The 11,306-nt window shown below is 45.5% G+C and carries 9 protein-coding genes; 5 read left to right on the forward strand and 4 right to left on the reverse strand.

Annotation, left to right across the window (positions count from 1 at the left end):
• Positions 1-9 precede the first annotated feature (9 nt).
• Positions 10-822 carry an ABC transporter ATP-binding protein gene (locus AAFP14_RS13185; RefSeq protein ID WP_341732703.1) on the reverse strand — a complete coding sequence of 271 codons (813 nt, stop codon included), beginning with the start codon at positions 820-822 and terminating at the stop codon, positions 10-12.
• 156 nt (positions 823-978) lie between these two features.
• On the opposite strand from AAFP14_RS13185, the gene AAFP14_RS13190 reads away from it, so the two are divergent.
• The 5 genes from AAFP14_RS13190 to AAFP14_RS13210 all read left to right on the forward strand — a co-directional run bounded on the left by AAFP14_RS13190 (position 979) and on the right by AAFP14_RS13210 (position 5,121).
• The gene (locus AAFP14_RS13190) at positions 979-1,242 is read left to right on the forward strand and encodes a DUF433 domain-containing protein (protein ID WP_341732704.1); all 264 of its coding nucleotides are present in this window, start codon (positions 979-981) and stop codon (positions 1,240-1,242) included.
• A gap of 12 nt (positions 1,243-1,254) precedes the next feature.
• Entirely contained in the window at positions 1,255-1,512 is a 258-nt protein-coding gene (locus AAFP14_RS13195) for a type II toxin-antitoxin system MqsA family antitoxin (protein ID WP_341732705.1), read from the forward strand.
• Positions 1,513-1,763: 251 nt separating this feature from the next.
• On the forward strand, positions 1,764-1,886 hold the full coding sequence (locus AAFP14_RS13200; protein ID WP_341732706.1) for a hypothetical protein: 123 nt from the start codon (positions 1,764-1,766) through the stop codon (positions 1,884-1,886).
• Positions 1,887-2,155: 269 nt separating this feature from the next.
• Positions 2,156-3,070: a Uma2 family endonuclease gene (locus AAFP14_RS13205; RefSeq protein ID WP_341732707.1), complete on the forward strand. Its 915-nt coding sequence runs from the start codon at positions 2,156-2,158 to the stop codon at positions 3,068-3,070.
• A gap of 182 nt (positions 3,071-3,252) precedes the next feature.
• On the forward strand, positions 3,253-5,121 hold the full coding sequence (locus AAFP14_RS13210; RefSeq protein WP_341732708.1) for a hypothetical protein: 1,869 nt from the start codon (positions 3,253-3,255) through the stop codon (positions 5,119-5,121).
• Between the two features lie 174 nt (positions 5,122-5,295).
• Here the strand turns inward: AAFP14_RS13210 and AAFP14_RS13215 are convergent, their stop codons facing one another.
• The 3 genes from AAFP14_RS13215 to AAFP14_RS13225 form a co-directional block, all read right to left on the reverse strand.
• Complete coding sequence (locus AAFP14_RS13215; RefSeq protein WP_341732709.1) at positions 5,296-7,302, reverse strand: beta-barrel domain-containing protein; 2,007 nt, start codon at positions 7,300-7,302, stop codon at positions 5,296-5,298.
• Between the two features lie 40 nt (positions 7,303-7,342).
• Complete coding sequence (locus AAFP14_RS13220; RefSeq protein WP_341732710.1) at positions 7,343-10,348, reverse strand: peptidase domain-containing ABC transporter; 3,006 nt, start codon at positions 10,346-10,348, stop codon at positions 7,343-7,345.
• 153 nt (positions 10,349-10,501) lie between these two features.
• Complete coding sequence (locus tag AAFP14_RS13225; RefSeq protein WP_341732711.1) at positions 10,502-11,251, reverse strand: peptidylprolyl isomerase; 750 nt, start codon at positions 11,249-11,251, stop codon at positions 10,502-10,504.
• Between the last annotated feature and the right edge of the window lie 55 nt (positions 11,252-11,306).

The raw sequence follows: 11,306 nt of genomic DNA on the forward strand, positions 1-11,306 counted from the left end.
ATAAATTAGTTATTTTTCATCTCCTAAATAAGCCTCAATCACAGCAGGGTCATTCCTGACAATAGCAGGTTCACCCAAGGCAATTAGCTGGCCGAAATGGAGCACGGCAATGCGATCGCACAATCCCATAACCAGCGGTACGTGATGCTCGATCAATATTACAGTTAAATTGAACTTGTGGCGCACTTCCCGGATAAATTCACTTAATTTATGCTTTTCATTGGGATTCATGCCCGCCGCAGGTTCATCTAATAACAATATTTGCGGTTCTAGGGCTAAGGCGCGGGCAATTTCTAAGCGTCTTTGGTCGCCGTAGGACAAGTTTTTGGCTTGTTCGTTCGCCCGATCGCCCAATCCGACCAATTCCAACAATTCCAACGCTTTCTCGTGGGTTTGGCGCTCCATGGCGTTCGATGCTGGCAACGCAAATATGCCCGCTAGCAGTGATAATACGGGATTGTGCGATCGGCTGTGGATGTGTCGGGCGATCGCGACATTTTCACTAACAGAAAGTTCCCCAAATAAACGGATATTTTGAAAAGTTCTGGCCATACCTTTATTGGCAATTTGATATGGTTTCAATTGGGAAATATTTTCATTTTGATAAATCAGGTTGCCGCTAGAAGCAGGTATCAATCCAGTCATAACATTAAATAGGGTAGTCTTGCCCGCGCCGTTAGGGCCGATCAGTCCAAATATCTCGTCTTTTTCAACTGTAAAAGATACGTCGTTGACGGCAATTAAACCACCAAAGCGGCGAGTTAATCCTTGGGCGGCTAAAACCGGATTGGTTTTTGAGAGGGTAAGTGGTTCGGAACTCATAAACAAATGATAAAATATAAGATATAGCAATCCTAAATCATTTGTACAAATATGTAGGGGTAGTGCCCCCGTGCCTACCCCAGCCAAAACGGGCAACCACGGGGGGATTGCCCCTACAATAATTACGCAAATGATTTAGGATTGCTATATCTAATTATGCCTCAAATTATGGATGCTCAAAAACTCTTAGAACGAATCACAGTAAACTCCCAAATATTTAACGGAAAACCGATTATTCGGGGTCGCCGTCTTGCCGTTGAGCACATTCTAGGAATGTTAGCCGCTGGCGACACTCCTGAAACGATTCTAGAAGGTTATCCCTGGTTAGAAAGAGAAGATATTCAGACTTGTCTAGTTTATGCCCACCGACTGGTTAGTCACGAGCGAGTCGAACCGCTTTTGGTGGAAGCTAGTAAATAAAAATATAAACTCATGCGAGAAATCCGATGCAATACCTGCGGTAGTAACCGCTATGAGGAACGTAAAATCAATTACCTTTACAGTCATCAAGGTAAATACTTGCTAGTTCCTAAAACGCCTGTTGAGATTTGTCTGGATTGTGGCATGATTTATTATGATGCAGCAGTTCTTAAAGAAATTGAGCGCCGTTTATTTGCTATTCACCAGCACAATGAAATGCCGGATTCATATATTCAAATTCCCAGCAAGAGTTATACCAATTTTTTATGAGGCTGCATAGAATCCGATCCTTAAAGAGGGCGGGCACGGGGGCACCGCCCCTACAAGGGGGGGGATAAGATTCCGATCAAAGTCCCCCTTCTTAAGGGGGATTTAGGGGGATCGAAATATGTGCAACGACCCATTAAATTCGTATTTACATCGCCCGGACTCTGGAAACCAATTTGATGAGAATGTAGATACAATTATTCAAATGGCTGAGACAGCTCATCAAGTACAAGGATTATAGCCCATAAGGTTTTATGCTAGCAGTAAAAGATTGCTATCTAGATAAAATTCCCGGTGCAAAAGATACTGATTTTCTGCCACAAGAAATCGCAGCGCGCTATAATATCACAATTACCGCAGTGCCCGTATCTCCTTAACATCAAATCCGTTATACCAATTTAATGGGAAGTTGCAGATATCTCGATCCCCCTAAATCCCCCTTAAGAAGGGGGACTTTGAGCAGAATCTTGTCCCCCCCCTTGTAGGGGCGGTGCCCCCGTGCCCGCCCTCTTTAAGGATCGGAGTCTATGCAACCTCATAAAAAATTTGTATTACCATCATCGGGCGTAAAATCGAGTCAATAGTCAATAATCATTCCGGTACAACCGGAATTGATATCACATCTCGCAGGGATAATTGTATAACAATGTACATACCAGATTCGCAATCTTCCCAAGCAAAAGTGCTGCCGACGATGTACGATCTACCCAGTGAAGACCCGGAGGAACCCGGTTTGCCTGACGAATATCATCGGTGGCAAGCACAACTTTTGTGCGATAGCTGCATTCCTCCTAATTATCCAGCCGATCGCCTATTTTCGGCCAGCGATCTCAATCTATATTACGACTCCAACCATCCCAATTGGTACAAAAGACCCGATTGGTATTTAGTTGTGGGCGTTTCGAGGTTTTACCAAGACAGAGACTTGCGCCAAAGTTACGTAATTTGGGATGAAGCAGTCAATCCTTTAATTGCGATCGAGTTTCTGTCACCAAGTACGGAAGATGAAGATTTAGGGATGACAGAATCTGAACCAAACAAACCGCCGACTAAGTGGCAGGTTTACGAGAGAATTTTGCGGATTCCTTATTACTTTGTGTTTAGCAAATACAACAACCAATTGAGAGTTTTTCGCTTAATTGGCAACCGTTACCGCGAACAAGTGTTAACAGGTTCTCGATTTTGGATACCGGAAATACAGTTAAGTTTGGGTTTGTGGCAAGGTGCTTTCCTGCAAAATGAAAGGTTGTGGCTGCGGTGGTACGATCTTAATGGGAATTTGATTCTGACTCCTGAAGAATTTGAGAGACAACGAGCTCAATTGGAAAGCCAACGAGCCGAGTTTGAAAGGCAGCAAGCTGCAATTGAAAGACAGCAAGCAGAAATTGAAAGACAGCAAGCTGAATCAGAAAGGCAACGTGCTGAATTTGAAAAACAGCAAGCTGAATTAGAAAGGCAACGTGCTGAATTTGAAAAACAGCAAGCTGATTCAGAAAGAGAGCGGGCAAATCGTTTAGCCGATCGCCTCCGAGCAATGGGCATTAATCCCGATGAGCTGTAAAATGAAATAATAGGACTTTCTCTTTCATCCAAAAATAAAATTAGTTGGTAAGGAGGACTGGAGTCTTTAACTGCTGGTGACTAAAGTCCTCACTACAAACATTTTTTTAAACTGTAAGATGAAATAGTAGCGTTAAATGCTGCTAGCACTGTCCATAAAATTTTATTAACAAAACACTACTTATGCCAGAATCTACCTCATTGCGCGATCGCTACTTAGCCCTGATCGACAAAATTGTCGAAATCACCCTCAAGGGTCAAATTCGCTCCAAAGAACAAGTATATCAAATGCTCGTCCAAGACATCGGCACCGGCACTGGCGAAATTTTTGAACGCTGTTTCGGAGAACGCCTAGATGCCACCGAAAACCTGCTCAAAAATGAAAAAGACGAAATCAAACAAGCCAAAGCAAATCGCACCCTCAGAGCGCTAAAAACTATCCAAGGAGAATGGGAACGCTGGCAAAAGGACAACCGAGTTTCCAGTGCGATCGCCTCGGCCATCCAACAAATCCTCACCGCCGAATCTAACGCCCGTCTTCTAGCATTATTACAAATAATTGACCCCAACAAAGAACTGCCCCTGACTCTCGATCAATTGCAGCAATTAGCAAAATCCCTGCACCAACAAATGCTGCAAACTTCCAATCCCGAAACCGAGCGGGACTTGCAGCAAATCACCGCTGGGATTGCCAAAGGTTTAGAATCTTGGCAACGGCTGGAACCGGAACTTGTAGGCTGGATTTATCAGCCACAGCAGCTAGGATTTGCCGGTAGTCCCGAACAAACTGGACCTTGGGCTTTTTGGGCAAAAAAGGTGAAAAGTCCGTTTCCTCACGCTCTTTTGCAGACAATTGCGATGGGTGAATCGATAGTTGAGTTAGCAGCTAAAGAATCGAGTTTAGAGTTAGGCGCTTTGGTGGAATTGGCGATTATTTTGCAGTGCTTGCAGCGGGCATTGGCGACATGGTTTGACAAGCAAGTTTATGATTCTAAAGTGTCAACCAAAGCTTCTATTTCTACTTATATTACTTTTGCGGTAATTTGGAGTCAGTTAGCCACGGGGTTTAACAATTCTACCAAAAGTGGCGAACAGTTGGCAAATGCTTGTTTTCAAGTAACTCTGCAAATTTTGCGGGCTTTTTCTCAACGAGAATACTTTCCGCTGTACGGCGGGATTTTTGCCTCCTTTGATGGCAAATCTCTGCGCCACACTTTGGAGTATTTAGATGAACCCCTGCGACGGGTAGAAGGTACTCAAGCTAAGGCTCGAATTTTGACGTTGTTGGGTTATTCGATGCGGGCTGTGGGAGCCTATGAGCGATCGATCTTACTGCACAAAGAAGCCCTGGAAATTGCTCGTCTAGAAGATGACAAAGCCTGCGAAGTTGCGAATCTAAATCACATCAGCCGCAACTATGTTTCTCAGAAAAACTATCAGGAAGCGATTAATTACAGTCAGCGGGCTTTAATTTTGGCACGACAAGCGGGTGAGCGCCAAGGTGAGGCGAATGCTCTAGCTAATTTGGGTTATAGCGAGGTGTTTCAAGCGCGGCAGTTGGAGGATGTGGAACCAGAAGTGTATGAAAGTGCGATCGGCTATTTGGAACAAGGTTTGTTGCTTTCGGAAAGGTTGGGAGACAGGCAAAGTCAAGCTTTTTGTTCCAGCAGTCTGGGGATTGCTAAAATTGCGCTGGAAAATTCTGAAAGTGCGATCGAATATTTGGTCAAAGGTTGGCAAGCGGCCCAATTTTCCGGGGACTTGTATTTGCAAGGTCTGAATTTGGCTTATTTAGCTCAAGCTTATTATAGCATTAATCAGCTAGAAAAAGCGATATTTGCTGGCAGTTTGGGGATGTATACTTTAGAGCAAATTGGGGCGATGGAGTGGCGTCAATCGGCGGGTTTGCTGACTATTCTGCGGGGACAAATGGGGGCTGAGGCTTTCAAGGAGTCTTTGGCTAAGAGTCGAGGAAGTATCATTCCGGCGATCGGAGTTGATGGCTATGATTACATCTCGGAATTGTTGGAAAAATATCAGCAATCTATTTAATATAGCGGGATATGAATTCCCTGTCTAATAGTGACAGTCTTTTCAAAGATGACTAATGATTGAAAATGCTTCTTCTGAGTCCTATGTAAGAGGACTTTTCCTTTGAGGCAGGGGTTTTAACCCCTGCCGGACTATCGCTTGTATAAAAGCCCTGCAATCGCTGAATTATAGTGGCTACTTAACAGTCTTGAAGGTATCCAATTTGCCAGTAAATCGGTTGATAAACATCTGCAAAACAGTCCGCTTACCAATATTGATATTAGAACTGACGGCCATTCCCGACTGCAAATTAACTTCCACTTGATTCGGTTTGTCCTTGTTCAAAACAAACTTTTGATTTTTGAGCTTAATTGTGGTTTTAAAAGCGTAGTATTTCCGCAGTTCAGTCGGAGCCACAGCATCGCTGCTAATCTCTATCACTTCACCTTCAGCAGTACCAAATTCCATCGCTGGGAAAGCTTCTACATTCACTTCCACAGGCACGCATTGGTATTTAGTCAAACCCAGTTTCTCTCTGTTAACTTCCTTCTCAGGACAAGCGCAACTTTTACCTTTTTCGCAGTCAATCTTTTCTCCATCCAATTGTTTGCCGTGATACTGCTCCAATTTTGCCCGCTTCTGTCTCAAAGCATCCAATACCAGGGCTACGTTGCTGTTTTCTAGATAAACAGTTGCTTGCAAACCGTTTTCGTCATCCAACACTTTGAGCAATTTCTCAGTTTGCTGCGCTTCATAATAAGCTTCTTCGCAGCGTTTGGGGCGCGGTTCCCCCGGTTTTAGCACTGAGTTAATAATGGATTGGCAGATCGGATCTTTGGCCACATCTAATTCTGATTTCTCCTTGGTCGAAGGTTTCAAATCAAAAATCACGCCGGATACTGGGGACTTCAGAACTTGAGTGTTACGGTTTTCCTGTGCCTTTTCTAGTTGAGAATTGATCTCTGATAGCTTTTTCAGGTTTTCTACTTTGAACCGACTCAGTTGAGAATCGCTGGTGGCAATTTGTTTCTGGTTTTCGGAAATTTTAGTATACAGTTCTTTTGCCCAGGAATCCTTGGTGTTTTTCAACTGTTCCTCTGCTCGCTTAATCGATTCTTGAATTCGTTCTTGCTCTCCTCGCTGGCGTTGGATTTCAGCCGTGATTTTTTGGATGTCACCTTGTCTGGCGTTGATCTCACCTCTGCGGGTGTTTATCTCACCTCTGCGGGTATTGATGTCGCCTTTACGGGCATTTATTTCACCTTCGCGCTGCTTGATTTGATCTTGTTGTTTCAGGACGTCGCTTTGGCCTCGGAAAACATCTTGCTCCTGTTTTTCTTTTTGGAGTTCAGCGATCGCTCCTGCTTCCACCAGTGGGCCTAGTCTGCTCAAAATGCCTTGATTGGACTTGAGCACCTGTTGGGACTTGGCTAACTGTTCGTCGGCTAAGATTTTCTGAGCTTCGGCAGATTTTACTTGCTCTCTGGCAGAATCTAATTGCTGCTGAGAATAGTTTAATTGGTTCTGAGCAAAACCCAATTGTTGCTGGGCTACTGTCATTTGATCGCCTGCTGCTTTTTCGGCATCTTCAGCTTGCTTGAGTTGTTTTTGCAACTCCTGAATTTGTCCTTGGACGGCGGCTGCACGAGACAAAAATTCCGATCGATAATTAACATAAAGTCCTTGTTGAGCTGCATCAAAATTACCGCTGGCTCCTCGGTTCAGGTAGAGTTCGTCAATTAAGGCTTGCAGCACTTGATTTTGGGCACTGATGCTTTGCCTATCTTTGATGGTTGATTCTAGATTAGAAGGAATCGGACCTTGAATGCTGCCATTAACCACGTCTTGGTAAAATTTATTTTCCTTTTCCAGGGCTTCTTTGGTTTTCTTCAGGGATGTGAAATCGGCACTGGATGCCACGGGGTTAAAAGTAAGCAAAGGCTGGTTTTTTTCTACGCGATCGCCATTTTCGACGTGAACTCTCACCACTGCCCCTGTAGCAGGCGCTTGGATGTCTCTAGCACCATCTTTGAGTTCCAATTGACCGACGGCGGGTACGGCTTGTTCTACGCTAGCAAAATAGGCCCAAACTACTGCTGAAGTGGTCATCAACATGATCATCCACAAAAATAAGCGCGACCAAATCGCTGGTTTTTCTAGAATGACTGGTTGCTCTGAGAGCATTATGGATTTCATTGCCATGGGTTTACTTGTTATTAGTTATTTGGTAATTGTTTGGTTATCAAGTGTTAGATGACTCTTGTTGTTGGAAGAGGCAATAGTAACGCCCTTTAAGACTCATTAATTCTTTATGAGTTCCCTGCTCGACGACAGCACCTTGATCCATCATAATAATCACATCCGCATTTTGGATGGTAGTCAGACGGTGAGTAATGAAAAACACGGTGCGACCCTTAAAAGCTTCTGCTAAGTTATTACAAACTTGGCGTTCGGAATGATAGTCTAGGGCGCTGGTAGCTTCGTCCAAAATCAGCAGTCTGGGGTTTTGCAAGATTGTCCGGGCGATCGCCAAACGTTGCCTTTGACCCCCAGAAAGCGAAGAACCCCGCTCTCCCACTACCGTATTATAGCCAGCGGGTAAGCCCATAATAAAATCGTGGGCTACTGCTAGTTTCGCAGCTCGGACAATCTCATCCGTGCTCGCGTCGGGATTGCTCAGAGCAATATTTTCCTGCACCGTACAGTTAAACAACAAAGTATCTTGGAGCACCACCCCTAGTTGGCTGCGGAGGGAATACAATTCCACCTTGGAAATGTCGTAGCCATCAATAAAAATCCGACCAGACAGCGGCGGATACAGACGCTGTAACAGCTTCATCCCCGTACTCTTACCGGAACCACTTCCTCCCACAATTCCCACAAAACTACCAGCCGGAAATTCCAAATTCACATTAGCCAATTGCAGGGGGCCGCTCTCCAGGAATCGGAAAGAAACCTCCTCATAGGCCACCTGTCCTTGAATGGCGGGCATTGGGATGTTACTCCGGTCTTCATCGCTGGTTTCCGTGGGCGTATCGACGACATCCTTAAGCATATCGATCGACATTGACACCTCTTGGAAACTCTGCCAAACGCTAACAAACCTGAGCAATGAACCTGTCACGTTCCCCGAAATAATTCGGAAAGCAATTAACTGACCCAAAGTGATGTCATTGTTCAATACTAAATAAGCTCCAACCCACAACTGAGCTAAGTTACCGACTTGGTTTAAGAAGCTACTAATTGTACCGGCTGTAGTCCCCGTAATAATAGTTTTAAAACTGGCAGTAATGTATTTAGCATAGCGGCTAGACCACTCCCAGCGGGATTTCAATTCAATATTTTGCGCCTTAACAGTTTGAATCCCGCTGACTACTTCCACTAAATAAGATTGAGAGTCAGCAAAACGCATATTTCTTTGTTTAATCAGGCGCAGCACCAGGGGATTGATCAGCACGATCATCAGGGCAAGGACTGGTACGACGGCCAAAGATACTGCCGTTAACTGAACGCTGTAGGACAGCATCACGGCGACGTAAACCACCGAAAATACTGCATCGAGAACTACTGTCAGGGCTGTACCGGTCATGAATTCCCGAATCTGGCCCATCATGCTAAATTTGTAGACCAAATCTCCCACGCGCCGATTGTCAAAGTAATTCTGGGGAAGCCGGAGTAAGTGGTCGATGACTTCGGCACTTAATTTGACATCTATGCGGTTGGAAGTGTCTATGAACAAAAAGGTACGCAAAGCATTGAGGAGTCCTTCAAACAAGGCAACTCCTAACAGAAATGCCCCTAAAATATCTAGGGTATCAATGCTGCGTTGACCTAATACTTTATCAATAATTACTTGGCTAATTAAGGGATTGGCAAGACCGAATAGCTGTACGAAAAACGAGGCGAGCAACACCTCAATAAATACTGTCTTGTGTTCCATCAAGGCTGGCACGAACCACCAGAAGCTGAACTGCTCTTTTTGTTCAACTTGCGGGGCTTGTAGCAGCAGGACTTCTCCTGATTCTCCCCAGACTTCTCTAAACTGAGCTACGCGCTTTCGCATCAGCCCTTCTTCGGGGCTGGCGATGGTTAATTCCTGCTCGGTAATGCTGTAAATAATGGCAAAGCTGTCTTTCCATTTAATCATTACCGGGGCTTTGATGCGGTTGATGGCTTCTGCTGGTACTTGGGCCATTTGAGGTGTCAGGCCGATGCTTTGGGCGATCGCACCGCAGGCTTGGATACTGATAGAACCAGCGGTTTTTAACTGATTGTCGAGAACTTTGCGGATGATATCTCGACGAAACTTCATGCCAAAATACTTGCTTAACATCTGGAAGCAAGCTAGTGGCCCGTCTATTTGCCCTCGGCCCCGGAAAACTGGGTATTTAGCAGCATCCTTGGTTTGGCCCGATGAGGGTTCTGGGGGACGCGGTGGGGCGATGGTTACTTTGTCAAAGAGACTCTGGTTCTCCAAGTCTCCAGGTTCGATTTCTGCGGGATCGTTTAGGGGATCTGCTTCTGGTGTTGGTGGTGGGGGTTCCCGGAAGCCTACCAAGCGAGTGCCCAGGCGGCCTTCTACTTTTAGGGATTTGACTTCGCCGTTAATATGTAAGCGACTGCCGGTGGGAAAGTCGCCCAAGACGCCACTGCTGACTAGCCAAATGCGATCGCCCTCTAACTCTTTGGCGAGCTCTTGGGTTTTTTTGTTACCATTGGGCAAGTTGATCACTTTTGCATCTTGCCAAGCTTGCACAGTGATGTCCTTGAGGTTAGAGGAGGAATCGGCCTGACGTTGCAATTCTAGGCTCAACAGTTCAAATACTTCGCTCAAGGAACAATGTTCGCGAAAGGCTTCTCCAAATTGCGGCTGTTTTTCTAGTAAGCTGAGAAAATCTTCGGCTTGTATGACGATCGCAATTACATTTGTAGAAGCGATGGCAGTTTCGCAAGGAACACATCTGAGCAAACCCGCCCAGCCGAGAATTTCCTTGGGCTGTACCAACCGTAAACTGACGTGGCGTTGAGAGCGCTGGTCAAAGCCTAGGAGTCGGGCCTGACCATCATAGATAATTGCCACCTGAGTCGGCATTTTTTCCCGTTCAAACAGCGGCTGCCCAGTCCGATAACCTAACAGTTGGCATTTCGCCACCAAAGCGGTGAGTGCCGTCTCCGAGAGTCGGTCAAAAGGGGGAGTTTGAGCCAGGAAATCCTGAATCTGAGATGGGGAAACAGCGGAAGAAGTCATCCGATTTTAGATTTTAGATTTTAGATTTTAGATTGAAAAATTGATTCGCACCCTTTACTGTTTGATGGTGGTCAGGATGCGGAGTTTCGTCCATCGAGTCTCCACGGTCCAAGAGGGGCAATGGGGGCTAACTTACCCCCCATTGCTAGATCTTCATGATATTGAAGAGACCGAAGAGAGGGGCTGTAGCGGGCCTATTTTCGATATTTGTTCGGCGACCCAGGTTTCAAATAATTCGTTAATTAAGTGCAGTCGCATGGATTCGTCTAGCTGAGCTGGCATGAATTTTTCTAGTCGAATAATGACCATCCATTCTGCCAGAGGACGTGGCTGCCAAAGTTGATTTGGTTTGCTCACTGACAAAAGTTTACTGATTGCTGGGTGCGGCTGGCTGAGGGGTACTGGTCCTAACAAGCCACCGGACTTGGACTCTGGGCCTTCGGAAAATTCCCGGGCCACTTCAGCAAAGCTTTGTTCCCCTTCCGAGATGCGAAAGTATAGTTCGTTGGCTAATGCTGGATTTTTAGTGCGGACCAGGGAATAGACTACGTGGTCTAGGCTGGCTTTGCGGGTTAAAAAATAGTTATCTACTTTAGGTCTCCAAGTTTCTTGCTTAAATTTTTCGATCAGCAAGGGTCTGGTGACCATTTCTTGAAGTTCTTCTAGGGTCATATGCTGGCTGCGAAGCCAAGCTTCTCTGGCTTCGGGGGCTGTCAGTTGGTGCTGAACCAGAAAGTTCTCCAAGGCGGATTGGCGTTCTTCGTCGCTGCAACTGAAGGATGCGATCGCTTGGTCGATGATTACGCCCCGCAAAAATTGTGGCATCAACTGATAGCGCTTCAGGAGCGATGGCATATCCTGAGCTTGCAGTAATTTATCCCCGATTTGAAAAAGTCCTGTCATTTTTGTGTCTCCAACTGACTTGCGCTTCCCCTTTTAATCTAACTGTGGTAGGAAA

Source organism: Microcoleus sp. EPA2, from assembly GCA_020882975.1.
In the GTDB taxonomy this organism is placed as follows: Bacteria; Cyanobacteriota; Cyanobacteriia; order Cyanobacteriales; family Microcoleaceae; genus Microcoleus.

Coding starts and splice junctions, on each gene's coding strand:
- AAFP14_RS13225 (WP_341732711.1), bottom strand. CDS start 11,251: ATGACAGGACTTTTTCAAATCGGGGATAAATTACTGCAAGCTCAGGAT.
- AAFP14_RS13210 (WP_341732708.1), top strand. CDS start 3,253: ATGCCAGAATCTACCTCATTGCGCGATCGCTACTTAGCCCTGATCGAC.
- AAFP14_RS13195 (WP_341732705.1), top strand. CDS start 1,255: ATGCGAGAAATCCGATGCAATACCTGCGGTAGTAACCGCTATGAGGAA.
- AAFP14_RS13185 (WP_341732703.1), bottom strand. CDS start 822: ATGAGTTCCGAACCACTTACCCTCTCAAAAACCAATCCGGTTTTAGCC.
- AAFP14_RS13200 (WP_341732706.1), top strand. CDS start 1,764: ATGCTAGCAGTAAAAGATTGCTATCTAGATAAAATTCCCGGTGCAAAA.
- AAFP14_RS13205 (WP_341732707.1), top strand. CDS start 2,156: ATGTACATACCAGATTCGCAATCTTCCCAAGCAAAAGTGCTGCCGACG.
- AAFP14_RS13190 (WP_341732704.1), top strand. CDS start 979: ATGCCTCAAATTATGGATGCTCAAAAACTCTTAGAACGAATCACAGTA.
- AAFP14_RS13220 (WP_341732710.1), bottom strand. CDS start 10,348: ATGACTTCTTCCGCTGTTTCCCCATCTCAGATTCAGGATTTCCTGGCT.
- AAFP14_RS13215 (WP_341732709.1), bottom strand. CDS start 7,302: ATGGCAATGAAATCCATAATGCTCTCAGAGCAACCAGTCATTCTAGAA.